The sequence below is a fragment of the Streptomyces cyaneus genome, assembly GCF_004028635.1.
GTDB classification, from domain to species: Bacteria; Actinomycetota; Actinomycetes; order Streptomycetales; family Streptomycetaceae; genus Streptomyces; species Streptomyces cyaneus.
Genome location: NZ_RQJW01000023.1, coordinates 1 through 25,121 on the forward strand (window position 1 = coordinate 1; position 25,121 = coordinate 25,121).

General features: G+C 71.3%; 21 protein-coding genes and 1 pseudogene. 5 read left to right on the top strand and 17 right to left on the bottom strand.

Features of this window, described 5'->3' with window-relative positions:
* Together EHO50_RS41540 and EHO50_RS41545 are read right to left on the bottom strand one after the other, a co-directional pair.
* A pseudogene (locus EHO50_RS41540) lies at nucleotides 1-313 on the bottom strand (ABC transporter permease); the annotation flags it as partial.
* Nucleotides 313-1,338, bottom strand: coding sequence for a sugar ABC transporter substrate-binding protein (locus EHO50_RS41545; RefSeq protein WP_128437058.1), 1,026 nt, complete (start codon nucleotides 1,336-1,338; stop codon nucleotides 313-315). The gene EHO50_RS41545 and the pseudogene EHO50_RS41540, both read right to left, overlap by 1 nt.
* 237 nt (nucleotides 1,339-1,575) lie before the next feature.
* Between EHO50_RS41545 and EHO50_RS41550 the strand changes: the two genes are divergently transcribed.
* A complete protein-coding gene (locus EHO50_RS41550) occupies nucleotides 1,576-2,604 on the top strand; it encodes a LacI family DNA-binding transcriptional regulator (protein WP_128437059.1) in 1,029 nt (342 codons plus the stop codon).
* Nucleotides 2,605-2,718: 114 nt separating this feature from the next.
* Here the strand turns inward: EHO50_RS41550 and EHO50_RS41555 are convergent, their stop codons facing one another.
* Nucleotides 2,719-4,017 carry an MFS transporter gene (locus EHO50_RS41555; protein ID WP_128437060.1) on the bottom strand — a complete coding sequence of 433 codons (1,299 nt, stop codon included), beginning with the start codon at nucleotides 4,015-4,017 and terminating at the stop codon, nucleotides 2,719-2,721.
* Nucleotides 4,018-4,178: 161 nt separating this feature from the next.
* Here EHO50_RS41555 and EHO50_RS41560 point away from each other — a divergent pair, with 161 nt between their 5' ends.
* A complete protein-coding gene (locus tag EHO50_RS41560) occupies nucleotides 4,179-6,230 on the top strand; it encodes a phosphocholine-specific phospholipase C (protein ID WP_128437061.1) in 2,052 nt (683 codons plus the stop codon).
* A 6-nt stretch (nucleotides 6,231-6,236) separates the two neighbouring features.
* Here EHO50_RS41560 and EHO50_RS41565 read toward each other — a convergent pair whose 3' ends face one another.
* Nucleotides 6,237-7,205 (bottom strand): DMT family protein, encoded by a 969-nt coding sequence (locus EHO50_RS41565; RefSeq protein WP_128437062.1) that lies wholly within the window; start codon nucleotides 7,203-7,205, stop codon nucleotides 6,237-6,239.
* A complete protein-coding gene (locus EHO50_RS41570; protein ID WP_128437063.1) occupies nucleotides 7,202-8,008 on the bottom strand; it encodes a phosphatase PAP2 family protein in 807 nt (268 codons plus the stop codon). The genes EHO50_RS41565 and EHO50_RS41570 overlap by 4 nt, the downstream gene beginning before the upstream one ends.
* A 287-nt stretch (nucleotides 8,009-8,295) precedes the next feature.
* Here EHO50_RS41570 and EHO50_RS41575 point away from each other — a divergent pair, with 287 nt between their 5' ends.
* A complete protein-coding gene (locus tag EHO50_RS41575; protein WP_128437064.1) occupies nucleotides 8,296-8,910 on the top strand; it encodes a TetR/AcrR family transcriptional regulator in 615 nt (204 codons plus the stop codon).
* 147 nt (nucleotides 8,911-9,057) lie between these two features.
* Here the strand turns inward: EHO50_RS41575 and EHO50_RS41580 are convergent, their stop codons facing one another.
* The 3 genes from EHO50_RS41580 to EHO50_RS41590 all read right to left on the bottom strand — a co-directional run bounded on the left by EHO50_RS41580 (nucleotide 9,058) and on the right by EHO50_RS41590 (nucleotide 13,158).
* Nucleotides 9,058-10,044 carry a DUF2510 domain-containing protein gene (locus EHO50_RS41580; protein ID WP_128437065.1) on the bottom strand — a complete coding sequence of 329 codons (987 nt, stop codon included), beginning with the start codon at nucleotides 10,042-10,044 and terminating at the stop codon, nucleotides 9,058-9,060.
* A gap of 683 nt (nucleotides 10,045-10,727) precedes the next feature.
* Nucleotides 10,728-11,882 (bottom strand): anhydro-N-acetylmuramic acid kinase, encoded by a 1,155-nt coding sequence (locus EHO50_RS41585; protein WP_128437066.1) that lies wholly within the window; start codon nucleotides 11,880-11,882, stop codon nucleotides 10,728-10,730.
* 4 nt (nucleotides 11,883-11,886) lie between these two features.
* The gene (locus tag EHO50_RS41590) at nucleotides 11,887-13,158 is read right to left on the bottom strand and encodes an MFS transporter (RefSeq protein WP_128437067.1); all 1,272 of its coding nucleotides are present in this window, start codon (nucleotides 13,156-13,158) and stop codon (nucleotides 11,887-11,889) included.
* Nucleotides 13,159-13,363: 205 nt separating this feature from the next.
* On the opposite strand from EHO50_RS41590, the gene EHO50_RS41595 reads away from it, so the two are divergent.
* A complete protein-coding gene (locus EHO50_RS41595) occupies nucleotides 13,364-16,039 on the top strand; it encodes an ATP-binding protein (protein WP_128437068.1) in 2,676 nt (891 codons plus the stop codon).
* A gap of 27 nt (nucleotides 16,040-16,066) precedes the next feature.
* On the opposite strand, the gene EHO50_RS41600 is transcribed toward EHO50_RS41595, so the two are convergent.
* From EHO50_RS41600 to EHO50_RS41635, 8 genes are all read right to left on the bottom strand, one after another.
* Nucleotides 16,067-16,858, bottom strand: a complete 792-nt coding sequence (locus EHO50_RS41600) for an SDR family NAD(P)-dependent oxidoreductase (RefSeq protein WP_128437069.1) — start codon at nucleotides 16,856-16,858, stop codon at nucleotides 16,067-16,069.
* 64 nt (nucleotides 16,859-16,922) lie between these two features.
* Nucleotides 16,923-18,050, bottom strand: a complete 1,128-nt coding sequence (gene pcaDC / locus EHO50_RS41605) for a bifunctional 3-oxoadipate enol-lactonase/4-carboxymuconolactone decarboxylase PcaDC (RefSeq protein ID WP_128437070.1) — start codon at nucleotides 18,048-18,050, stop codon at nucleotides 16,923-16,925.
* Nucleotides 18,047-19,378, bottom strand: coding sequence for a 3-carboxy-cis,cis-muconate cycloisomerase (gene pcaB / locus EHO50_RS41610; RefSeq protein ID WP_128437071.1), 1,332 nt, complete (start codon nucleotides 19,376-19,378; stop codon nucleotides 18,047-18,049). The genes pcaDC and pcaB overlap by 4 nt, the downstream gene beginning before the upstream one ends.
* The gene (gene pcaG, locus EHO50_RS41615; protein WP_128437072.1) at nucleotides 19,375-19,980 is read right to left on the bottom strand and encodes a protocatechuate 3,4-dioxygenase subunit alpha; all 606 of its coding nucleotides are present in this window, start codon (nucleotides 19,978-19,980) and stop codon (nucleotides 19,375-19,377) included. Before pcaG ends, pcaB begins: the two co-directional genes overlap by 4 nt.
* 6 nt (nucleotides 19,981-19,986) lie before the next feature.
* Nucleotides 19,987-20,760: a protocatechuate 3,4-dioxygenase subunit beta gene (gene pcaH / locus EHO50_RS41620; protein ID WP_128437073.1), complete on the bottom strand. Its 774-nt coding sequence runs from the start codon at nucleotides 20,758-20,760 to the stop codon at nucleotides 19,987-19,989.
* Between the two features lie 20 nt (nucleotides 20,761-20,780).
* A complete protein-coding gene (locus tag EHO50_RS41625; protein ID WP_128437074.1) occupies nucleotides 20,781-21,983 on the bottom strand; it encodes a thiolase family protein in 1,203 nt (400 codons plus the stop codon).
* The gene (locus tag EHO50_RS41630; RefSeq protein ID WP_128437075.1) at nucleotides 21,980-22,624 is read right to left on the bottom strand and encodes a CoA transferase subunit B; all 645 of its coding nucleotides are present in this window, start codon (nucleotides 22,622-22,624) and stop codon (nucleotides 21,980-21,982) included. The genes EHO50_RS41625 and EHO50_RS41630 overlap by 4 nt, the downstream gene beginning before the upstream one ends.
* Nucleotides 22,621-23,406: a CoA transferase subunit A gene (locus EHO50_RS41635; protein WP_128437076.1), complete on the bottom strand. Its 786-nt coding sequence runs from the start codon at nucleotides 23,404-23,406 to the stop codon at nucleotides 22,621-22,623. Before EHO50_RS41635 ends, EHO50_RS41630 begins: the two co-directional genes overlap by 4 nt.
* A gap of 202 nt (nucleotides 23,407-23,608) precedes the next feature.
* On the opposite strand from EHO50_RS41635, the gene EHO50_RS41640 reads away from it, so the two are divergent.
* The gene (locus tag EHO50_RS41640; protein ID WP_128437077.1) at nucleotides 23,609-24,073 is read left to right on the top strand and encodes a MarR family winged helix-turn-helix transcriptional regulator; all 465 of its coding nucleotides are present in this window, start codon (nucleotides 23,609-23,611) and stop codon (nucleotides 24,071-24,073) included.
* 84 nt (nucleotides 24,074-24,157) lie between these two features.
* Here the strand turns inward: EHO50_RS41640 and EHO50_RS41645 are convergent, their stop codons facing one another.
* Nucleotides 24,158-25,105 carry a DUF3048 domain-containing protein gene (locus tag EHO50_RS41645; RefSeq protein WP_128437145.1) on the bottom strand — a complete coding sequence of 316 codons (948 nt, stop codon included), beginning with the start codon at nucleotides 25,103-25,105 and terminating at the stop codon, nucleotides 24,158-24,160.
* Nucleotides 25,106-25,121 lie beyond the last annotated feature (16 nt).

Below are 25,121 nucleotides of genomic sequence, written 5' to 3' on the forward strand. Positions count from 1 at the left end.
AGGTGATCACGGCGACACCGGAGGACAGGTCGAACTCGCCGCCGATCATCAGCAGCGCGACCGGCAGAGCCATGATCCCGATGGTCGACGACTGGTACAGGATGTTCGCCATCGAGCTGCCGTCACGGACCGGGGGTGCCGCGACCAGGAAGAAGATCAGCACCGCGACGGCGCCGAGAAAGACGCCCACCTCGGGGCGGGCGAGCAGCTGAAGCGCCACAGGGCGTGCCTTGGTCCGCCCGTCTTTCTCCTGACCGGGGCCGGGGGCCGGCGGTGAGGTCACCACCGGCCCAGCCTGCTGCGTCATGCTCATCACCGGGTGCCCTTCGCGGCGAACGCGGCGATGGTGTCCACATTGGCCTTGTCGACGAACGCCGGACCCGTCAGGATCGGCGCCTCACCGCCACCGCTGTAGTTGCCGTTGTTCTTGTAGAGCCACAGGGAGTCGATCGCCAGATAGCCCTGCAGGTAGGGCTGCTGGTCGACGGCGAACTCGATGTCGCCGTCCTTGATGGCCGCGATGAGCTCCTTGTTCAGGTCGAAGGTGGCGATCCTTGCCTTGCTGCCGGTCTCGTCCACGGACTGCGCGGCGGTCAGCGCGATCGGGGCGCCGAGCGTGACCACCTGGTCGATGGAGGAGTCCTGCTTGAGCTTCGCGGTGATCGTCGACTTCACGGACGGCATGTCGGCGCCGTTGACGTACAGCTTGTCGGTCTTGCCCTTGAAGCCCTTCTCCACACCGGCGCAGCGCTGCTCCAGGTTGACCGCGCCCTGGACCTGGACGACACACAGGGCGTGCTTGGCGTCGGTGGAGTTGAGCCGCGTGCCGAGAGCCTCGCCGGAGATGGCCTCGTCCTGGCCGAAGAAGGACAGCAGGCCCTGCTTCTGCCAGTCGGACATCCCGGCGTTGAAGCCGACGACCGGGATGCCGGCCTTGACGGCCTTCTCGACGACGGCCTTCATGGCGTCCGGCTTGGCGAGGGTGACCGCGATGCCGTCGACCTTCTGGTCGATCGCGTTCTGCACCAGGTTGGCCTGGTCGGCGGCGGTCTCGTCGTTGGAGTAGATCAGCTTGACGTTGTCCTTCGCGGCCGCGGCCTCGGCACCCTTGCGGATGGTGTCCCAGAAGGTGTCGCCGGAGGGCGCGTGGGTGACCATCGCGATCGTCATACGGGGAGTGGTGGCCTTGCCGGCCGACACGTTGCTGTCGGCTTCCTCGGCCTGCTTGCCGCCGGAGCTGCTGGAACAGCCGGCGAGGACCAGCGCGGCCGCGGCGGCCACGGCCACGGCGGAGGCGAGTCTGCGGGAGCGGGAGCGGGAGAGGGGTGTGCGGTTCATGCGCGTGCACCTCACTGTGCGAGGGGGCCGGGCCTGGATCGGCCAGGGGAGCCGGAGCCGGAGTCGGAGTCGGAGAGTGCGGAGCGATAGGCGCCCGCACGTTCCGTCCGGCGTGAACGGGGACTGACTTTGTCGGTACAACAGAATGTTTTAAAGCGCTTTAAGTGCTGGTACTATCAGTCCGGTTTCACGGATGTGTCAAGGGTGTTGCGCCAAGAGATTGCCGGGGAGGTCCAAGTGGGCGATGTCGACTCCGGGCGTCGGAACGGCACGAACAAGCGCCCCCGGCTGGAGGACGTGGCCGCGCGGGTCGGTGTGTCCACCGCGTCCGTGTCCCTCGTACTGCGCGGTGTGCCCGGGCCCAGTGAGCGCACCCGGCAGCGCGTCCTGAAGGCCGCCGCCGACCTCGGCTACCAGGTGGACCGCACCGCAAGCATGCTCGCCAGCAGACGCACCCGGTTGCTCGGCGTCATGGTCGACGTCCACAGCCCGTTCCACGCCGAACTGGTCGAGCATCTGCACACGGCCGCCGAAGAGGTCGGCTACGACCTCGTCCTGAGCACCCAGACCCGCACCCGCGACGAGCACACCGCCGTCGAGACGCTGCTGGCCTTCCGTAGCGAGGCCCTGATCCTGCTCGGCCCGACCGCCCCCGCCGACACCCTCGCCGCCCTCGACCGCAAGGCGCCCGTCATCGTCGTCGGCCGCCGCATCGCCGACGGCGAGCTGGATGTCGTCCGCACCGCCGACGACGAAGGGGTCGGCCAGATCGTCGACCACCTGGTGGGCCGCGGTCACCGCGAGATCGCCTATGTCGACGGCGGCAAGGGCGTGATCGCCACGGACCGGCGCCGCGGGTACCGCACCGCGATGCGTCGGCACGGCCTGGACGCGCAGATCAGGGTCCTGCGCGGAGACAACACCGAGGAGGCCGGCGAACGTGCCGCCCGCCAACTCCTCGACTCCGGCGACCTCCCTACCGCCGTCGTCGCCTTCAACGACCAGTGCGCCATCGGCGTCCTCGCCGCTCTCCAGCGCGCCGCAGTCGCCGTCCCCGGCGAGGTGTCCGTGGTCGGCTACGACGACGACACGCTCTCCCGCCTGAGCTGCTTCAACCTGACCACGGTCAGCCAGGGGGCCCGGGAACAGGCCCGGTACGCGGTCGCCGCAGCCGTGGAACGCCTGGACCAGGACCGCACCGAGCCGCGTGAGGTGGTCCTCACCCCGCAGCTCGTCGTACGCGGGACCATCGCCGGACCTCGTTGAGCCGTGGGACCGGCTGACGTGCGTGCCTCGCAGTCGCAGTCGCAGTCGCAGTCGGCGTCGGCGAAGGAGGCGGTCTCACCCCTCCCGCGCTGCAACCGCTGAGTCCCGAACGGCTCATCGCTCCAGCGGCTTGTGCGAGGTTTCCGGCAGCCGCAGATACACCAGCGACGAGCCGAGGCACAGCGCGGCGACGTACCAGGGGAACAGGCCCGCGTGACCCAGCTCCTTGAACAACGTGCCGACGTACGGCGCCGTACCGCCGAACATCGCGACCGTCAGCGAGTACGGGAACCCGATGCCCGCCGCCCGCACCCGGGGCGGAAACACCTCGGCGTTCACCGCCGCGCTGATCGAGGTGAACCCGGTCAGCAGCACCATGCCCGCGCACTGCACGAGCAGCAGCACCGCGAACGAGTCGCGCAGGGCGTGCAGCAGCGGGACGGTGAGGAGGGTGAAGCCCAGGCCGAAGAAGAGGAGTAGGGGGCGGCGGCCGAAGCGGTCGGAGAGCAGGCCGCCGAGGGGCTGGAGCAGGCCGAAGAAGGCCAGCGAGATCGTGCCCGCGAGCAGCGCGTCCGACTTCTCGATGCCCGCGTTGAGTTCGGCGTACGTCGGCAGGTACGACGTCCATGTGTAGTACGCGATGGTGCCGCCCGCCGTTATCCCGCAGATGAGGAGGGACTGGCGAGGGTGGCGGCGCAGTGCCTCCAACAGGCCGGGGCGTGGGGCCTGTTGCTGCTCGGCGCTCCTCGTCTCCTGTGCGCCCTGCCGGATCCAGAAGCCGACCAGGCTGAGTACGGCGCCGAGGACGAAGGGCAGCCGCCAGCCCCAGCCGTTCATCTGCCCGTCGCTCAACGTGTCCACCAGCAGCGTCGCGATACCGGACGCCACGAGCTGCCCGGCGGTCGTCGACACGTACTGGAAGCTGGAGAACAGGCCGCGCCGGCCCGGCCCCGCCGACTCGACCAGGAACGTCGTCGACGCCGCGAACTCGCCGCCCACCGAGAGGCCTTGGAGCAGGCGGGCGAGGACCAGGACCACCGGAGCGAGGACGCCGATCGCTTCGTACGTCGGGGTCAGGCCGACCAGCAGGCTGCTGCCGCCCATCAGCAGAATGGTGACCGTCAGGGCGGCGCGTCGGCCGCGGCGGTCCGCGATCGCGCCCATGAGCAGTCCGCCCACCGGACGCATGAAGAAGCCCACCGCGAAGACCGCGAACGTCGACAGCAGCGGCACCAGGGAGTTGTCCGCGCTCTTGGGGAAGACCTCGGCAGCGATATAGGTGGCGAGGAAGGTGTAGGCGTACCAGTCGTACCACTCCACGGCGTTGCCGACCGAGGCGGCGAGGAGCTGGCGTACGGGCCGTTTCGTCGGCGGGGAATCCGTGCGCGTCGTCTCTGTCATGATCGCGACCATCCCCGCACCCGGGTCCCGGCACACCTCCCGTACCGACGACTTTCACACGAGCGCCACCGGACCCTTCCCTGACGTTTGGTGCTCCTGGAACACTCCTTCCGCGCGGCTTCCGTCACCAGCCGGCGGTCAAATCACCCCCTATGGGAAGAGGTCCCTCACTCATGCCCGAAGTCAATCGCCGCAGATTCCTTCAACTCGCGGGCGCGACCACGGCGTTCACGGCCCTGTCGAGCAGCATCCAGCGTGCCGCCGCGATTCCCGCGAACCACCGCACAGGGTCGATCGAGGACGTCGAGCACATCGTCGTCCTGATGCAGGAGAACCGTTCCTTCGACCACTACTTCGGCAAGCTGCGCGGTGTCCGCGGCTTCGGTGACCCGCGCCCGGTGAAGCTGGACAACGGCAAGTCGAACTGGCACCAGTCGAACGGCACCAAGGACATCCTCCCGTTCCACCCGGACGCCGACGACCTCGGCATGCAGTTCCTGGAGGGCCTCCCGCACGGCTGGACCGACGGCCAGCAGGCCTACAACGGCGGCAAGTACGACAAGTGGATACCCGCCAAGGGCACCACGACCATGGCGTACCTGACCCGTGAGGACATCCCCTTCCACTACGCCCTCGCCGACGCCTTCACCGTCTGCGACGCCTACCACTGCTCGTTCATCGGCTCGACCGACCCGAACCGCTACTACATGTGGACGGGCTACACGGGCAACGACGGCACCGGCGGCGGCCCGGTCCTCGGCAACGACGAGCTCGGCTACGGCTGGACGACCTACCCCGAGCGCCTGGAGCAGGCCGGCATCACCTGGAAGATCTACCAGGACATCGGCGACGGCCTCGACGCGGCCGGCTCCTGGGGCTGGATCGAGGACGCCTACCGCGGAAACTACGGCGACAACTCGCTGCTGTACTTCAACAAGTACCGCAACGCCAAGGCCGGCGACCCCTGGTACGACAAGGCGCGCACCGGCACCGACGTCAAGAGCGGCGACGGCTACTTCGACCGGCTCAAGGCCGACGTCAAGGCCGGCAAGCTGCCGCAGATCTCCTGGATCGCTGCCCCCGAGGCCTTCTCCGAGCACTCCAACTGGCCCTCGAACTACGGCGCCTGGTACATCGCCCAGGTCCTGGACGCGCTGACCGCCAACCCGGAGGTCTGGTCCAAGACCGCCCTGTTCATCACGTACGACGAGAACGACGGCTTCTTCGACCACGTCGTGCCCCCGCTCCCGCCGAAGGACGCCTCGCGGGGCAAGTCCACGGTCGACGTCTCCCTCGACCTCTACCCGGGCGACAGCAAGCGCCCGGCCGGCCCGTACGGTCTCGGTCCGCGTGTGCCGATGCTGGTCGTCTCGCCGTGGAGCAAGGGCGGTTACGTCACCTCCGAGACCCTCGACCACACCTCGATCCTCCAGTTCATGGAGCGCCGATTCGGCGTCAAGGAGACCAACATCTCCCCCTGGCGCCGGGCCATCTGCGGCGACCTGACCTCGGCCTTCGACTTCTCCCGCAAGGACAGCCGCCCGGCCGCGCTGCCGGAGACGGACGAGTACGAGCCGCAGGACCGCGAGCGGCACCCCGACTACAAGCCGACTCCGCCGGCCGACCCGGACATGCCCAGGCAGGAGCGCGGTCTGCGTCGCTCCCGCCCGCTCAAGTACGTCCCGCACGTGGACGGTTCCGTCGACGCCGCGGCCGGCAAGTTCACGCTGACGTTCGCCTCCGGCGCCAAGGCCGGTGCCGCCTTCCATGTGACGTCCGGCAACCGCACCGACGGCCCCTGGACGTACACCACCGAGGCCGGCAAGACCATCGCCGACACCTGGAACTCGGCGTACTCGAACGGCTCGTACGACCTGACCGTGCACGGCCCGGCCGGCTTCGTGCGCTGGTTCAAGGGCTCGAACAATGCCGCCGGTCCCGAGGTCACCGCCCGGCACACCGGCGACGACGTCGAGCTGACCTTCACCAACAAGGGCCCTGCCGCGGTGGTGCTCAAGGTCACCAACGGGTACGGCGGCCGCCCCACGACGGTGACGGTACGGCCCGGCGCCACGGTACGGCGCACCGTCGACCTGACGGTGAGCCGGCGCTGGTACGACCTGACCGTCACCGCCGACGGCGACCCGGCGTTCCTGCGGCGGTTCGCCGGGCACGTCGAGAACGGGCGGCCGGGTGTGAGCGACCCGGCGATCATCACCGAGTAGCCCGGATCAGAGTGCTGTGAGGTGCCCCGGCTCCGGTTGCCGGGGCACCAACGCAGGCTCCGGCTTCGCCGATTCGGGCTCCAGGGCCAGTACGGCGGCCACGGGGTGCTCGTCGTCGACCGGCGCGGGATCGAGGTGCTCCTCGTCCGCGGCCGGCTCCGGTGTCGCCCGGGTGAGCAGCACCACGCCCCAGGACGCCAGCCCCGCCCCGGTCAGCGCCAGCAGGATGCCTGCCGCGCCGCCCTGCAGTCGCTCGCCGAGCAGGGCGAGGCCGATCACCGCGGCGGCCAGCGGGTTCGCCAGCGTCACCACCGCGAGCGGGGCGCCCAGGCCACCCTGGTAGGCGGTCTGCGACAGCAGCAGTCCGCTCGCCGCGAGGGCCGCGATCAGCAGCGCCACCCCGGCCACCTGGAGGCTGAGCAGTGGAGCGGAGTGGTCCGTCAGGGCCACGGTCACGGTCTGCGTGAGCGCCGAGGCCACCCCGGAGGCGAAGCCGGACGCGGCCGCGTGCCGCAACCCCGGCCGGGCCCCCGGCCGCGACAGCATGCCGATCAGCGCCACCGTCACCGCCGCGACCGCGAGCGCCTCGGACGTGCTCAGTACCTCGTCGGGCGCGTGCCCCGACGCCGTGACGAGGATCGCGGCCAGGCCGACGAGCGTCAGCGCCGTACCCCGCCACTCGACCGCGCTGACCCGCCGGCCCGCGATGCGCGCGCCCAGCGGCACGGCAGCCACCAGGGTGAGCGCGCCGAGCGGCTGCACCACGGTCAGCGGACCGTACTTCAGGGCCAGGACGTGCAGCAGCGCACCGGAGCCGTTCAGCACAACCGACCCCCACCAGGCGCCGGAGCCCAGCAGCCGCAGCGTTCCCGACCCCTGGACGCGGGAGGCCAGCCGCTCCTGGGCGACGGCCGCGGCGGCGTAGGCGACGGCGGAGAAGAGGGACAGGACGACGGCGAGGAGGGTGGCGTTCATCGGCCTGCTCCCACGAGTACGGCTTCCTCGTCCCGGGCTGCCGGTACGAGCTTGTCGGCGCCGCGTCCGGCCGTCGTCGCCGTGCGCTGCGGCAGGTTGATCACCGCGAGCGCGACGCCGAGCATGGCCGTCGCCACGATCGCGTCGAGCCAGTAGTGGTTGGCCGTGCCCACGATGACCAGCAAGGTCACCAGCGGGTGCAGCAGCCACAGCCGGCGCCACCGCGACCGGGTCGCCACGATCAGGCCGATCGCCACCATCAGCGCCCAGCCGAAGTGCAGCGACGGCATCGCCGCGAACTGGTTCGAGAGATGGTCGGTCTCGGGCGAGCCGTACACGGAGGGGCCGTAGACCTGCCCGGTGTCGATCAGACCGGTCGCGGCCAGCATGCGCGGCGGGGCGAGCGGGAACGTCAGATGCACCACCAGGGCGGCGGCGGTGACCGCGGCGAGGACGCGGCGGGCCCAGACGTAGTGCGTGGGGCGCCGCAGGTAGAGCCAGATCAGGAAGGCCGCGGTGGCCGGGAAGTGGACGGTCGCGTAGTAGGTGTTCGCGATGTGTATGAGCGTGTCGCCGTGCAGCAGCAGGTTCTGCACCGATCCCTCGCCGGGCAGATGGACGGCTCGTTCCAGGTCCCACACCCGGTCCGCGTTGCGGAAGGCCTCGGCGGTGTGGCCGGTCGCGAGCTGCCGGCCGAACTTGTAGACGAGGAAGAGCCCTACGACGAGCAGGAGCTCCCGGACGAGCGGAGGCCGCGCTATCGCGTCGGTCTCCGCCTGAGCAGGCTCGGTGCGGCCATTCATTCCCCCGGCCCTTTCGCAGACGGTGGGTGGTGCTGGGTGTTGCTGGGTGGTGCTAGGTGGTGCGGGTGGAGCTGGATGCTGCCGCGTGAGCTTGTCGAGCTGCTGACTGTGCGCGCTCGGCCAACTCATCGATACGTGGACGTACCGAAACGCCCCTGTACCGATACGCCACTGTACCGATACGGGAGCGTTCCGGTACAGTGGCGTATCGATAGACGTACGACACACTGGAAGCGCGGCCTCCTTCGCACCGCGGGGCCGCCGCACCCGAGTGAGGAGAAGAGCTCATGACGTCGCAGGCCGCGGACGGACCGGAGACGGTCGCCGCCTCGCGCCGCTCCAAGATCACGGCCGAGCGTGAGCAGGAGTTCTTCGACGCTGTGCTCGAACAGATCCGCGCGTGTGGCTACGACTCCGTCACCATGGAGGGCGTCGCCGCCAGCACGCGCTGCAGCAAGTCCACGCTCTACCGGCAGTGGAAGACGAAGCCGCAGTTCGTGGCGGCCGCCCTGCGCGCCAGCCGGCGGACCCGCTTCGAGGGCATCGACACCGGCACGCTCGCCGGCGACCTGTGCGAGGCCGCCCGGGCCGCGGGGGCGTGGTCGGGCAAGGACACCCGGCTCTTCCAGGCGCTCGGCCATGCCGTCATGCAGGACCCGGAACTCCAGCGGGCCCTGCGCGAGGCACTCATCGACCCCGAGCTCGACGCGCTGCGGGAGATCCTGCGGCGCGGGGTCGAGCGCGGGGAAGTCGCCGCCGACCATCCGGCGCTGGAGTACATCCCGGCGCAGATCTTCGGCGTGCTGCGGGCGCGTCCCATCCTGGAGGGCGAGGACGCCGACCCCGAATACATCGTCCGGTTCGTGCGGGCCGCCGTGCTGCCGACGCTCGGTCTGACCTGAGACTCAGGCCGCCGTCCATGGGATGACTGGACGACGACCTGTTCCGCGCCGCACCGTGGGGACGGGGGCGGCGCGCACCCCCCGGCCGGGTGGGGTGCCCCTTGAGCGGAGGGGCGCCCCACCCGGCCGCTTGATGTCCGGGGTGTGTCAGACGTCCTGGCCGTTGCCGCCGCCGGTGGACACCTTGATGCCCTTGGCGATCTCGTCGATGACCGACTGCTCCCCGGCGTCGACGCCGATGCGGACCACGACGATCTGCTGCTCACTGACGGGCGAGGGGAAGGCGAGGGACTCGACATAGCCGTCGGCGCCCTTGCTCGTGACCGCCTTCCAGCGGACCAGATAGCCCTTCTGCCCGGCCACGGTCACCGCCTCGGAGGCCAGCACCTCGTGCGAGGTGATCTCTCCGTACCCCTTGCCGTAGGACTCCTCGGCGTTCGCCGCGATGTCCGCCTTGGCGACCTCCTCGGCCGTGTCGCCCTTGGTGCCGAGCGCGAGCGCCGGGGCCGAGTAGGCGCCGCCCTTCATACAGGTCTGGGAGGTGTCGGAGGGGCACTTGTACGTCTCGTTCGACCCCACGTGCGCGCCCCAGTTGATCTGCTGGCCGTACCAGCCGTCCGGGATGGCGATGCTGATCCCGCTGACCGGGTCGGTCACCGAACCGCTCTCGACCCTCGGCGCCTCGGACTGGCCGGGGGAGGGGGACTGCCCGCCGGAACCGCCGCTGCCGCCGCCGTTGCCGCCACCGGAGTCCCCGAAGGGCCCGCCCTGACCGCCACCGGGCCCGCCCGGGCCCTGCTGCTGGGAGTTGGCGCTGCCGCCGCCCGAGCCGTCGTCGGCGGTCAGCGCGTACACGCCGACGCCGATGCTCGCGAGGACCACCGCGGCCACCCCCACGGCTATGCCCGTGCGCAGGCCGCGCCGCCCGCCCGACTGCAGTTGGCCGGGATACCCCGGATGCACCGGATACGCGCCGTCGGCCGACAGTTGCTCGGGAGGACCCCATACGTCGGCCGACCCCGCGGGCCGGACCTGGTCCGTCCATGCCTTGCCGTCCCACCAGCGCTCGGTGGGCGGACCGTCACTTTTCTGGCCCGGGTCGGGATACCAGCCGGGAGGAGTCACCTGCGTCATGGGTCCACCGTATGAGGCCTCGGTGAAAGTCGGATGAGAGGATCCGGCCTGGGCTCTTCGAGATCCGGCCTGGGCTCTTCGAGTTCGGGCCCCGGCTCTTCGGGGTGTGGTCTGGGCTCTTGGGGGTCGGGCTTGGGTTCTTTGGGTTTGGGTCCCGGTCCTTCGGGGTGTGGTCTGGGCTCTTGGGGGTCGGGCTTGGGTTCTTTGGGTTTGGGTCCCGGTCCTTCGGGGTGTGGTCTGGGCTCTTGGGGGTCGGGCTTGGGTTCTTTGGGTTTGGGTCCCGGTCCTTCGGGGTGTGGTCTGGGCTCTTCGGGGGCGGGCTTGGGCTCCTTGGGTTCGAGTCCCGGTCCTTCAGGGTTCGGGCCCGAGCCGTTCCGGATCCGGCCCGAGCTCTTTGGGTTCAGGCTCCGACTCTTCGAGATCCGGCTCGGGCTCCTCAGGATCAGTCCCCGGCCTTCGGCGTTGGGGCCCGGTCCTTCGGCGTTCGACCCCAGCTCTTCCGGATCCGGCCCCACGCTTTGCGATCCGGCCCTCCGCAACCACCTCGAGCGCCGGCCCTCCGCAACACCTCGAGCGCCGGCCCTCCGCAACCACCTCGCGCGCCGGCCCTCCACAACACCTCGCTGTCCGGCCCTCCACAACACCGCGCGATCCGGCCCCGCCCGCCGGGCTTTCGGTCCGAGTCAGTTCAGGACGAGCAGGACGGGTCGATCCCGAGCGGGCGGCGGGAGCCGGAGCCCGTCGCGGCCCGGGGTGATCGAGCCGAGCACGCGGGCGTGCCGGGCTCCGGTGGCCGCCGGATCGGTGCCGGGCAGCCCGTGCGCGGTCAGAAACCCCAGCACGGCGAAGGCGTACGCCTCCTTCGCGGCCGACGGCAGCCCCAACTCGTCGGAGGTGCGCAGCGCCACCCCCGGCAGCCGCTGCCCGAGCATGCGCATGAGTACGGGGTTGCGCGTCCCGCCACCCGAGGCGATCACCTCCGTGGCGCCCACCGCGCGCACGGCGTCGGCGACCGTACGGGCCGTGAGCAGGGTGAGGGTGGCGACGACGTCCTCGGCGGGCAGCGTCCCGAACCCGGCCAGCGCGTCGCGCAGATGGCCGAGGTGGAACAGCTCCTTTCCGGTCGTCTTCGGCGCGGGCAGCGCGTAGTAGGGCTCCTCCAGCAGCCGTCGCAGCAGCGGCTCGTGGACGCTGCCGCGACCGGCAAGCGCCCCGTCCACGTCGTACGCGAGGCGCCCACCGCTGAACCCCGTCGCCGCCGCGTCGATGAGCGCACAGCCCGGCCCGGTGTCGAAGGCGGTCCCGTCGGGCGCCGTGAGGTTGGCGATGCCGCCGAGGTTGAGGGCGACGGGCGTGCCCGGCCGGCCGCGCAGCCACAGCAGGTCGACCAGGCTGACCAGCGGCGCGCCCTGGCCGCCGGCGGCGATGTCGCGCGGCCGGAAATCGGCGACGACGGGAAGCCCGGTCGCCTCGGCGATCCACGCGGGCTGCCCGAGCTGCAGCGTGCCGTACACCTGCCCGTCCTCGGCCCAGTGGTACACCGTCTGCCCGTGCGAGGCGACCAACTCGGCCATCCCGTCGCACAGTTCACGGTCGGCGCGGACGGCCGCCGCCGCGAAGGCCTGCCCGATACGCGTGTCCAGCCGGCATACCTCGGCCATCGAGATCATCCCCGGTGGCAGCGCCGCCGTGAGCGTCTCCCGCAGTCGGTCGTCGTACGCCTCGCTCACCAGTCCCAGCGGCTTGAGGGCGAGGCTGTCGCCGACGAGGTCCAGTTCGGCCGCCGCCGCGTCGATGGCGTCGTACGACGTGCCCGACATCAGGCCGATCACCCGCATTCGTTCAACCCGCCTTCCGTCGTGGTGTCTTGGCCAGTGCGAGGACGCTCACCGCGCATGTCGCCGCCGCGTAGTACGCGGGGATGTCCACGTTCCCCGTTCGTTCGATCGTCTCCGTGATGATGAGGCCGGCGCAGCCCGAGAACACCGCATTGGACAGGGCGTAGGCGAGTCCCAGCCCCGTGTAGCGCACGTTCGTCGGGAACAGCTCGGCGAGCATCGCCGGGCCGGGGCCCGCCATCAGACCCACGACGGCACCCGCGCCACACACCGCCGCACCCTTCACGGTGAGGGAAACGCCCGGGTCCTGGAGAAGGTTGAGCAGCGGCACCGCGAGGACCACCACCAGCACCGCCCCCGTCAGCATCACCGTCCGCCGCCCGAAGCGGTCGCTGATCCGGCCGGCCGGCACGATCGTCAGCGCGAACCCCAGATTGGCCAGCACTGTGGCGATCAGGGCCTGCTGGAAGGTCGCGTCCAGCGTGGACTGCAGATACGACGGCAGCACGACCAGGAAGGTGTACCCGGCCGCCGCCCACCCCATGATCCGCCCGGCGCCCAGCGCGATCGCCCCCGCGACCTCACGCACGGGCGGCCGCTCGGCCTCCCGCTCCTCCCGGAACGCCGGCGTCTCGTCCAGCCTGAGCCGCAGCCACAGGGCGCCAAGACCCAGCGGCAGCGTCAGCAGGAACGGCAACCGCCAGCCCCAGTCACCCAGTTGCCGCTCGGTCAGCACGGTCGCGAGCAGCGCCGCCGCCCCCGCACCGCCGAGCAGCCCCAGCGCCACCGTGAACGACTGCCACGACCCGTACAGCCCGCGCCGCCCGGGTGGCGCGAACTCGGTCATCACCGACACCGCCCCACCGAACTCGCCACCGGCCGACAACCCCTGAAGCACCCTCAGGAACGTCAGCAGCCAGGGGGCGAGGGCGCCGACCGTGGCGTACGTCGGCAGCACCCCGATCAGGGTCGTCGCCCCGGTCATCAGCAGGATCACCACGATCAGCACCGGCCGCCGGCCGATCCGGTCGCCGAGCCGGCCGAACAGGGCCGCGCCGACCGGCCGGAAGAAGAACGCCAGGGCGAACGACGCGTACGTCCTCACCAGCGCCTCGGCCTCGCTGCCGCCCTCCGGAGTGAAGAAGCGCGCCGCGATGATCGTCGCGAAGTAGCCGTAGACACCGAACTCGTACCACTCGATGAAGTTGCCCACCGAACCCGCGACCAGCGCCCTGCGGGACCGGACCGTGCCTCGACCATGGGAAGTCAGCGTCATTCCCGCGCCTCTCGACTGTCGTTCGGACGTCGGTTTTTGACTGTCGGTAAGTAACTGCGGGGCAGGTCGGGGGCCCTTCGCGTCGCCCGCCCGCACCCGCTGTCACCCATCACGGCAACAGGTGCCCCGACCGGCCTCCACTTAGGCAGCCGGACGGCTACGCTCGAGGTCGTACGTCGTTCGGGCGACTTGGGGAGGTAGCGGGATGACGGAGGTACGGCCCACACAGGCCGCCTCGGCTTCCCTGTGGGAGCGCGACGAGGAACTCGCCGCCGTCGAGCGGGCCCTCGACACCCTGTGCGCCGACAAGTCCTCCTCGGGCAGTCTGCTGGTGCTGCGGGGCGAGGCGGGAATCGGCAAGACCGCGCTGCTGGCCGAGACACGCCGCATCGCCGAGGCCCGCGGCTGCACGGTGTGGTCCACCCGCGGCAGCGAGACCCTGAGTTCCGTGCCCTTCAACGTCGTACGGCAGCTGCTGCAGCCGGCGCTGCTGTCGCTGATGCCGGAAGAGGCGCGTGAATACCTCGGCGACTGGTACGACATCGCCGGACCCGCCCTCGGCATAACGGACCCCGGCGAGCGCCAGGCCGACCCGCAGGGCGTGTGCGACGGACTGGTGGCCGCCGTGCGCAGGCTGGCCCGGCGCGACTGGCCGCTCGTGCTCTTGATCGACGACGCCCACTGGGCCGACCAGGAGACCCTGCGCTGGCTCGCCGCGTTCGCCGAGCGCCTCGGCGAACAGAACGTCCTGGTCGTGGTCGCCCGCCGCCCCGGCGAGGTCAGCGGCGACAGCGCCCGCCACCTCGACGCGGTCGCCGCCGCCGGCAGCTCCGTCGCCAACCTGAGCGCCCTCACCCCGGACGCGACCGCCGGCCTCACCCGCGCCACCCTGGGCGCGCACGCCGACGCCCCGTTCTGCCGCGAGGTCTGGGCCGTCACCGGCGGCAACCCGTACGAGACCGTCGAACTCCTCGCCAAGGTGCAGGACAGCGAGTTCGAGCCGACCGAGTCCGCGGCCGGCGAACTGCGCGACCTGAACCGTTCGGCCCGCGGCGGCGGCCTCGTCGCCAGGCTCAAGGACCTCGGTGTCGAGGCCACCCGGTTCGCCTGGGCGGCCGCGATCCTCGGCACCGAGATCACCGTGGATCTGGTGGCGGAGCTGGCCCAGATGAGCACCGAGGACGCCGGGCGGTGCGCCGAACTGCTGCGCACCGCCCGTATCCTCACCGTGCCCGACCCCGCCAACCCGCTGGCGGACGACGGCGACCTGCAGTTCGTCCACCCGCTGATCGCCTCCGCCGTCTACAACTCCATCCCGGACGCCCTGCGCACCGCCATGCACGGCATCGCCGCCCGAGTCGTCACCGACAACGGACGCGGAGCCGCGGTCGCCGCCCGCCACCTGCTGGAGGTCCACCCGGACAACGACGAGGAACTCGTCGAGCAGCTGCGCGAGGCGGCCCGCGAACACCTCGCCGTCGGCGCCCCCGACGCGGCCCGCCGCTGCCTGGAGCGAGCCCTGCTGGAACCGCCCGTACCCGACGCCCATGCGCGCGTGCTGTTCGAACTCGGCTGTGCCACCCTGCTCACCGCGCCCGCCACCACCGTCGACCACCTCCAGACCGCGCTCGCCATGCCCGGCCTGGACGGCGGTGAGCGCGTCGACGCCGTCTTCCGCCTCTCCCAAGCACTGCTGCACAACGACCAGTTGGAGGAGGCGGTCCGCACGGTCGAGGCGGAGGCCGCCCGGCACCAGGTCGGCCCCGCCAAACTGCGCCTCCAGGCGGTGCAGTACATGTGGGAGAGCATCCACGCGGGCGAGGCGACATCGCCGAACCGCCGGGAGCGACTCGCCGAACTCGCCGGTACCTGCACCGGCCGGGACAACTCCGAGCGCGCCCTGCTCATGCTGCGCGGCTTCGACGCCATGGCCCGCGGCGAGAACGCCGAGGAAATCGTCGAGGTGTGCGACCGGGCGCTCGTCAACGGCCGCCTCGCGCCAGGACTCGGCTGGACCGACACCGAGTGGGGCCCCGAGATCATCTTCATGCTGGCCAACGCGTACGCCTACACGGACCGGCTCGACCGGGCCGAGGCCCTGTACATGGAGGCCCTGCGCACCTGGGAGTCGGCCGGCTGGCGCGGCGGTCACCTCGCCCTGGGCCATGCCTACGTCGGGCTCGGCCACCGCAGGCGCGGCCGGCTGCGCGAGGCCGAGGCGTCCCTGCGCCAGTCACTCGAACTCGCCGAGCGCGTCGGCCGCCGACTGCCCCTGCACTGGTCCGCCACCTGCAACCTCGTCGACACGCTGCTCGCCCGCGGCCATGTCGACGAGGCGTGGGAGATCGCCGAGCAGTACGGCTTCGCACCGCCGTACCCGTCCACCATCGTCCTGCCGGACCCGCGCTCGGTCCGCGGCCGTCTGCTCCTCGCCGTCGGCCGCACCCAGGAGGGCATCAACGAACTGGAGGAGGCGGAGAAGGCGGCGGCCGTGCGCGGTCACCACAACCCGGTGATGGTCCCCTGGGCCGTCGACCTGGCCCGCGCCCTCGCGAGCGTGGACCCGGCGCGCGCCGCCCGGCTCGCCACCGACGTCCGCCGGCACGCCGAGCGCTTCGGCACCGACACCGCCATCGGCGAGGCCCTGCGCTGCGCTGCCGCGCTGGAGACCGGGCAGCGCGCGGTGCGTCTGGCCGAACAGGCCGTCACCTATCTGGAGGCCTCGCCCTGCCAGTACGAACACGCCGCCGCCCGCGTCGAGTACGGCATCGTCGCCCGCTCCTCCGCGGAGCTGCGGCGGGGGCTGACGCTGGCGCGGTCGTGCGGTGCGGACGGGCTGGTGGCGCAGGCGGAGTCGGCGTTGCTGTCGGGCGTGGTGTGAGACGGGTCCGAAGAGGCGTGCGGCGGGTCAGAGGGCCAGCAGCTGATCGGTGACCGCGGCCAGCCGCTTGCGCACTTCCGGGTCGTACGTCCCCTCGTGCGCCCGGGACGGGCTCGTGCCGTCGAAGTAGGCGCCCGTGCCCAGGTCCTGGGTCGCCAGGGCCAGGACGCCCGGGGCGCCGTCGGCCACCGTGTTGAAGGAGGTGAACCCGCCTTCGCGCACCATCGCCGTGTCCATGAAGGTCGCCGGGTGGAGCACGTTCACGGTGACACCTGTGTCCGCCAACTCCTCGGCGAGGGCGAAGGTATGGGCCGCCAGGGCGAATTTGGCTCGCCGGTACGCCGCGAAGCCGTCGTATCGGCGTCGGAACTCGACGTCGTCGAAGTCGAGGGGCTCCTGGCCGACCGAGCCCACGTTGACGATCCGGGCGGGTGTGTTCGCACGCAGTACCGGAAGCAGGGCGCGGGTCAGTGCCACCGGCGCCAAGTAGTTGACGGCGAGCCGTAGTTCGTGTCCGTCGACGCTCAGTTCGCGTCCCGTGCCGGGGGCGCCCGCACCCACGCCCGCGTTGTTGATCAGCACGTCCAGGTCGGGATGCGCGTCGGCGACATGCGCGCCCAACTCGCGCACCTGCGTCAGCGAGGCCAGATCGGCGACGAACCCCTCGGCGTCACCCTCGGTGCGCAGCTCGGCGACCAGCTGCTCCGTACGGCCCGGGTCGCGTCCGTGCGCGAGGACGACGTGCCCCGAGCGGACCAGCTCGAAGGCTACGTACCGGCCGAGACCGGACGTGGCGCCGGTGATGAGAATCGTGGACATGCCTCCACCGTAGACACGTGGTGGAGGCATGCGCGAGGTGCTGCTGAGGCTACGACCAGCAGGGTCACCCTTCCTCTTCCGCGAGGACGCGCTGCGCCGCCGCGAACGCCGAGTTCGCCGCCGGCACCCCGCAGTACACGGCCGTCTGCAGCAGTACGGCGCCGATCTCGTCCGGCGTCAGCCCGTTGCGCCGGGCCGCCCGCACATGCATGGCCAGCTCGTCGTAGTGGCCGTGCGCGACCAGCGCCGTCAGGGTGATCATGCTGCGCTCACGGCGGGTGAGTGTCGGGTCGGTCCAGATCTCGCCCCAGGCGTAGCGCGAGATGAAGTCCTGGAAGCGTGCGGTGAAGGGCGTCTGCCGGGCCTGTGCCCGGTCGACGTGGGTGTCTCCGAGCACCTCGCGCCGCACCTCCATGCCCCGCTTGGCGCCCCCGGCTGCTCCGTCGAAGTGCGCCCGCAGTGCCGTCAGCACGGCCTCCGGACACTGTGCCGGCGCCAGGTGCGAGGCCCCCGGGATCTCGACGAGCGCGGCACCGGGCACGGCGTCCGCGATCTCCCGCAGATGCGGCGGCGGAGTCGCCGGATCGTCACGCCCGGCGATCAGCAGCGAGGGCGCGGTGATGGACGCCAGATCGTCCCGCAGATCGAACGCGGCCAGCGCGTCACAGCAGGCGGCGTACGCGCCCGGATCGGCGTTGCGATGGTCGGCGACCAGCTCCGGCACGGTGAACCCGGACGTGAACCACCGGGCGTCCGCGCTCTCCGCCAAGCCGGCCAGCCCCTCGCGCCGCACCAGCGCGGCCCGCTCCTCCCACGGCTTCGCACCGTTGAAGTGCGCCGACGAACAGATCACGGCCAGCGAGGAGAGGCGTTCGGGATGGCGCACGGCCAGATGCAGCCCCACCGCACCACCCAGCGACACCCCCGCGTACGCGAACCGTTCGACGCCGAGCGAGTCTGCGAGCGCGAGCACCAGGTCGGCGAGGTCACCCACCGTCGCGCCCGCCCCGATCAGATCGGCCGCCGAACCCCCGTGCCCCGGCAGGTCCCAGCGGATCACCCGATGGGTGATCGACAGCTCGGGAGCGACCTTGTCCCACAGGGCGTACGAGGTGCCGAGGGAGGGTCCGAGCAGCAGCGGGGGCGCCGAAGGGGATCCCTCGGCACGGTGGTTGAGGAGTTTGGTGGTCAACGTCGCTCCAGAGCACGGTCGGTGAGGACTCCGGCGGAGCCGGTGTAACGGGCGGGGTCGGTGAGCTCGTCGAGGTCGACGTCCTTCAACTCCGGTTCCTCGGCGAGCAGTTCGGCCAGCGAGCGTCCCTCGGTGTAGGTCCGCTTGGCCAGGTCCGTGAGCAGGGCCTTGGCGCGAGCCCGGCCCAGCATCGGAGCCAGCTCGGCGGACAGCCGCTCGGAGACGATCAACCCATGGGTGAGATCCAGGTGTTCCCGCATGACATCGGGCCTGGCCCGCAGTCCCTCGGCCAGCTCGACGGCATCCCGGGCGGCCCCGCCGACCAGCCGCAGCAACTCCCGCAGCGGCTCCCACTCCGCATGCCAGGCCCCGGCCGGCCGTTCGTCCTCCGCCGCCAGCGACCCGTACAACGTGGCCGCGAGCTGAGGCGCCCGCCGCGCGGCGGAGGCGATGAGGGTGGACCGTACGGGATTGGACTTGTGCGGCATCGCGGACGAACCCCCGCCGCTGCCTTCCGTGACCTCGGCGATCTCGGTGCGGGACAGGGTGAGGACGTCCCCGGCGAGCTTGCCGAGCGCGCCCGCCGTGAAGGCCAGGCATCCGGCGAGATCGGCGACGGGCGTACGCAGCGTGTGCCAGGGCAGGTCGGGTGCCCGCAGACCGAGTTCGCGGGCGTACGCCGCCGGCAGCGCGGTCGGATCGCTCGCACCGTACGCCCCGAAGGCCGCCAACGTCCCCGCCGCACCCCCGAGTTGGGCGGGCAGCGAGTCCCGTACGCCCGTCACCCGGTCCCGCGCGTCGAGTACCAGCGCCCGCCACCCGGCCGCCTTCAGCCCGAACGTCGTCGGTACGGCGTGCTGGGTGAGCGTCCGGCCCGGCATCACGGCGTCGCGGTACTCGGCGGCGAGGCGGGCCAGGGCCTGCTGGGTGCGGTCGAGGTCGGCCAGTACGACGTCCAGTGCGCGCGCCGCGACCAACATCGTGGCCGTGTCCAGGATGTCCTGGCTGGTCGCACCCCGGTGGACGTACGGGCCGTACTGCGCACCGACCGCCTTGGTCAGGTCGCCGACCAGCGGGATGACCGGGTTTCCGCCGCCGCGCGCACGCTCGGCGAGGGACCGAACGTCGAAGCGGCCGGCGTCGGCAGCCTCGGTCACCGCGGTCGCCGCCTCGGCCGGGGCCAGCCCCAGCAAGGCCTGCGCCCGGGTGAGAGCGGCCTCCGCGTCCAGCAGCGCCTGGAGATAGGCGCCGTTACCGGTTACGGAGGCGGCGGGGGAGCCTGCCCACCCGGGGGCCAGCAGGCCGGTGTCCGAATCGGGAGAAGTCACTGGAACTCCAGGAAGACCGTCTCGCCTTCGCCCTGAAGGCGGATGTCGAAACGGTAGGTGCCATCGCGCTGCTCTCGCGCGATCAGCGTGTCGCGCCGCTCGGCCGGCACGCGGGCCAGCAGCGGGTCCGCGGCGAGGGCCGCCTCGTCGCCCGGCAGGTAGATGCGGGTGAACAGGTGCACCAGCAGCCCGCGCGCGAACACGCACACGCTGATGTACGGCGCGCTCTGCCCGCGCGCCCCCGGCCGCAGCGTCCGTGCGGACCAGTGGCCGTTGGCGTCCGTCTGGATACGCCCCCAGCCCGTGAACTCCACCCCGTTGCGGCCCAGGAAGCCACCGCTCGCCGGGTCGCGCCGCATCGAGCCGTCGACCTGCGGGACGTTGCCGTCCGGGTCGGCGCCCCACAGCTCCACGAACGCGTCCGGCAGCGGGTTGCCCTCGCCGTCGTGGACGTATCCCTGGATCGCGATCGTGTCGGGGTGGCCGACCGGGGCGATGTCGCCGCCGCCGGGGAAGGGCAGGGCGTGGCCGTAGAAGGGGCCCACCGTGTGCGACGGGGTCGGGAGCACGGTCTCGGGACGGCTCGTGTCGATCTTCGTCATGGCAGGTCAGCGCCCTTCTTCGATCCAGGTGGCGTTCGGCCCGTCGAGCACGATGTCCCAGTGGTAGCCCATCGAGAACTCCGGCACCGACAGGCTGTGGTCGTAGGTGGCGACGAGCCGCTGGCGGGCCGCGTCGTCCGTCACCGACTGGATGATCGGGTCGTACGGGAACAGCGGGTCGCTGGGGAAGTACATCTGTGTCACGAGCCGCTGGGTGAACGCCGTGCCGAAGAGCGAGAAGTGGATGTGCGCCGGCCGCCAGGCGTTGACGTGCTGGCGCCAGGGGTACGGGCCCGGCTGGACGGTGGTGAACTCGTAGAAGCCGCGGTCGTCCGTCAGCGTGCGGCCGACGCCCGTGAAGTTCGGGTCCAGCGGGGCGTCGTGCTGCTCGCGCTGGTGGGCGTAGCGGCCGGCCGAGTTCGCCTGCCAGATCTCGATGAGCTGGCCGCGGATCGGGCGGCCGTCGCGGTCCAGCAGCCGGCCGGAGACGGTGATCCGCTCACCGATCGGCTCGCCGTTGTGCTGCTTGGTGAGGTCGTTGTCGATCTCGGTGATGTCCCGCTCCCCGAAGGCGGGGGAGGACAGCTCCACCAGCTCCGGGTCCTTGGTGACGTCGATCGCGATCGGCGGCTGCTTGGGGTGACGCAGGACCGAGGAGCGGTACGGCGCGTAGTCGCGGCGCGGCTGATGCTCGACGGGCGCTCCGTCGGCGACCCGCTTCTCGTACGCGGCGTGCTCGGCCGCGATCTCCTGGTCGATGTCGTGTTGCGTGAGAGTCATGAGGGTTCCTCGGGGGGTTCTTAGCGCTCCAGGACGAGGGCGAGGCCCTGGCCGACGCCGATGCAGAGGGTGGCGACGCCGGTTCCGCTGCCCTTGCGGGCGAGTTGATGGGCGACGGTGCCGGCGAGGCGGGCACCGGAGGCGCCGAGGGGGTGACCGAGGGCGATGGCGCCGCCCTGGGGGTTGAGGACGGCCGGGTCGAACTCGGGCCATTCGGCGACGCAGCCCAGGACCTGGGCGGCGAAGGCCTCGTTGAGCTCCAGGGTCGCCAGGTCGCCGAATCCCTTGCCCGCCTTGGCGAGCGCGCGATTGACGGCCTCGACCGGAGCGAGCCCGAAGTAGTGCGGGTCGATCGCGGAGACACCGGAGGCGCTGACGCGGGCGAGGGGCTCGCGGCCGGTGGCCCTCAGGCCCTCCTCGTCGACCAGCAGCAGGGCCGCGGCACCGTCGTTGAGCGGTGAGGCATTGCCCGCGGTCACCGTGCCCTCGGAGGTGCGGAAGGACGGCTTCAGCTTGGCCATCGCCGCGAGGGAGGCGTCCGGCCGTACGCACTCGTCGGCGCCGAAGACGACCGGGTCGCCCTTGCGCTGAGGGATCGACACGGGTGCGAGTTCGGCGTCGAAGAGGCCTGCCTCCTGGGCCTTGGCGGCCTTGTGGTGGCTGGCGAGCGCGAACTCGTCCTGCTGCTCGCGGCTGATCTTGTGCTTCTCCGCGATGAGCTCGGCGGACTCGCCGAGCGGGATGGTCCACTGCGGTTCCATCCTCGGGTTGACCATGCGCCAGCCCAGGGTGGTGGAGTACAACTCGGTGTGCCCGGCCGGGAACGGCCTGTCCGACTTGGGCAGCACATACGGTGCCCGGGTCATCGACTCCACCCCGCCGGCCACGGCGATGGAGGCGTCCCCGACCGCGATCGCGCGGGCCGCCTGGATCACCGCCTCCAGCCCCGACGCGCACAGCCGGTTGACCGTCACGCCCGGCACCGAGGTGGGCAGACCGGCCAGCAGGGCGGCCATGCGGCCGACGTTGCGGTTCTCCTCGCCGGCGCCGTTGGCGTTGCCGAAGTACACGTCCTCGATCCGGGACGGGTCCAACTCCGGGGTCCGGGCGAGGAGTTCACGGATGGCGTGGGCGCCGAGGTCGTCCGGACGCACGGCGGCGAGGGCGCCGTTGTAGCGGCCGATCGGGGTACGGACCGCGTCGACGATGTACACCGGGTTCACAGCAGGCCCTCCGCGACGGTGAGTTTGGCGTCGGTCTTGGCGATGATCTCGTCGACGCTCACGCCGGGCGCGGTCTCGGTCAACACCAGACCGTCCTGTGTCACGTCCATCACGCCCAGGTCGGTGATGATCCGGTTCACACAGGCTTTGCCGGTGAGCGGCAGCGCGCACTCGGTGAGGATCTTCGGGCTGCCGTCCTTGGCGGTGTGGGTCATCACCACGATGACCGTGCGGGCCCCGTGGACCAGGTCCATCGCCCCGCCGATCCCGGTGATCATCTTGCCGGGGATGGCCCAGTTCGCCAGGTCACCGGACTCCGACACCTGCATGGCGCCCAGCACGGCCACGTCGATGTGCCCGCCCCGGATCATCGAGAACGACAGCGCCGAGTCGAAGAAGGACGCCCCCGGCAGCACGGTCACGGTCTCCTTGCCCGCGTTGATCAGATCGGGGTCGACCTGATCCTCGGTGGGGTAGGGGCCGGTGCCCAGGATGCCGTTCTCCGACTCCAGGATCACCTCCACGCCCTCGGGCAGGTAGTTCGGGATCAGTGTCGGCAGTCCGATGCCGAGGTTGACGTACTGGCCGTCCTCGAGCTCGCGTGCGGCCCGCGCGGCCATCTCTTCCCGCGTCCACGTCATGACTGGGCCACCGTCCCTCGTGCCGTAGGCACGGCAATCGTGCGCTGTTCGATCTGCTTGTCCGCCGCCTGCTCCGGGGTGAGCGCCAGCACCCGCTGGACGAAGATCCCCGGCAGATGCACCGCGTCCGGGTCGAGCTCGCCGGGCTCCACCAGCTCCTCCACCTCGGCGATGGTGACCTTGCCCGCCATCGCCGCCAAAGGATTGAAGTTGCGGGAGGACTTGTTGAACACCAGGTTCCCGTGCCGGTCGCCCTTGGCCGCCCGCACCAGCGCGAAGTCGGTACGGATGCCCCGCTCCAGCACATACTCGGTGCCGTCGAACTCCCGCACCTCCTTCGGCGGCGAAGCCAGAGCGACCCCGCCCTGGCCGTCGTAACGCCAGGGCAGCCCCCCGTCGGCGACCTGCGTACCCACCCCGGCCGGCGTGAAGAACGCGGGGATCCCGGCGCCGCCCGCCCGCAGTCGCTCGGCGAGCGTGCCCTGCGGGATCATCTCCACCTCCAGCTCGCCGGCCAGGTACTGCCGGGCGAACTCCTTGTTGGCGCCGATGTAGGAGCCGGTCACCCGGGCGATCCGCCCCGCCGACAGCAACACCGCGAGCCCCGACTCCATCGCCCCGCAGTTGTTGGAGACCACCGACAGTCCGCCGGTGCCCTGCTCGTACAGGGCCTGGATGAGCACGTTCGGCACACCACTCAGCCCGAAACCGCCCACCGCGAGCGAAGCGCCCTCGGGCACATCGGCCACTGCCTCAGCGGCTGTGGCGACCACCTTGTCCATCCGTAAGCCCCATCTCTCCAATTACTCAGGGCACTGAGTATTTCAGCGAGGTCTTCCTCACGCTGCCACTGGAGCGGCCAGGCGTCAAGACCCCTGAATTAACGCAGGTCAGGTGGATCGAGTGAAGGCGGATGACAGAGACAGGGGTGGGTGTGTGCGGTTATCGTTCAGTACACCAACGAATTCGACCTCGGGAGCGCACATGGCCGCGGTGGACCTCACCACCCACCCCGGGCACCTCGCCCGGCGGCTCCAGCAGGCGCACTACCTGCTGTGGAACACGATGGTCTCCGAGGAGATCACCTCACCCCAGTTCGCCGTCCTCAACGCGCTCGTCGCCGAGCCGGGTCTGGACCAGCGGACGGTGGGGGAGCGGGTGGGGCTCGACCGGTCCACGATCGCCGAGGTGATCAGCAGGCTCGGCCGCCGCGGGCTGCTCGACAAGGTGCGCGACCCCCAGGACGGCCGTCGCTTCCTGCTGCGCCTGACGGACGACGGACTGCGCACCCACAAGAAGCTGACCGTCCGCACGGCCCGGATGAACCAGGTCTTCCTGGCCCCGCTGTCCGCCGAGGAGCAGACGCTGTTCTTCGACCTGATCCGACGGGTCGCGGACGCGGCCGAGGGGCTCCGCAACCCGGCCGAACCCCTCGTCACGCAAAGCTGATTCGCGGCCCTCCGGCTGCTCGCCCGGAAAGCCTCATCCCCGGGCCCCGGGCCCCGGGCCCCGGGCCCCGGACACCCGGAATGCTCAGGGCGCCTTCGCGAGCACCACCCACACCTGGCCGTGCTGGAAGTTCATCGGCTCGCCTTCGCCGGTCGTGAACGCGGTGCCCTCCGAGGCCTTCGGGCGCTTCCAGTTGACGTCGTAGGCGCGCCCGTCGCGCAGCACCTCCGCCTTCCCGGAGCCCACGGTCTCGGTGTACGGCGTGAAGTTGCCGCCGGAGTCATGGAAGGCGGACGTGCGTATCTTCACGTACTGCACGACGACCGTGCCGGCCGCCAGCCGCTTGCCGTCCGTCGTCTCGGCGGCCTTGCCGTCCATGGCGACCAGCCAGCGCTGCTGGCTCTCGGACCAGGTGAAGGTGAACCGGGCCGCCGGGTAACGCACCGTCCGCGAGGTCTCGGCCTCGCCGCCCGCGGGCGCCGCGCCGAAGCGGAAGCCGGTCGTCAGCACGGAGGTGCCCGGGGCGGCGGACATCAGCCGGCCGGGCCGCAGATAGAGGTTGTGCGGCGAAGGCCTGTCCGTGCCGCGGAAGTAGGCGTCGGCCGCCTTTTCGGGGGGCGTCGCCTGTAGTGGCGCCTTGTCGATCAGCGGCAGGAGCTTGCCCTGCGCACCGGAGAAGGCGAGCGTCGGCCGGTCGAACTGGCCCAGTAGCTCCAGATCGCTCTCCCGGGCGCTGCGCACCGGTCCGATGACCTCCGGCAGCTTCTGTGCGTACACCGCCATCAGCCGGCTCAGCCCGGCCTCGACCTGTTCGACGTACACGATGTCAGCGGCGTCCAGGCCCGTGGGGGGCCGGGCGGCGCGGACGTTGTCGATCTTCACGGCGAGCACTGAGGCGTCGTTCACGCGGCTCTCGCTCGTAGCCGGCGAGGGCGGACGCTCCCGGCCGCGGCCGTCCTCGCGTGGGCCGTCGGACGTCGTGCATCCGGCCGCCAGGGAAGCCGTCAGGATGACGGCCAGCAGCCCCGCCATGGTCGTGGCGCGTCTC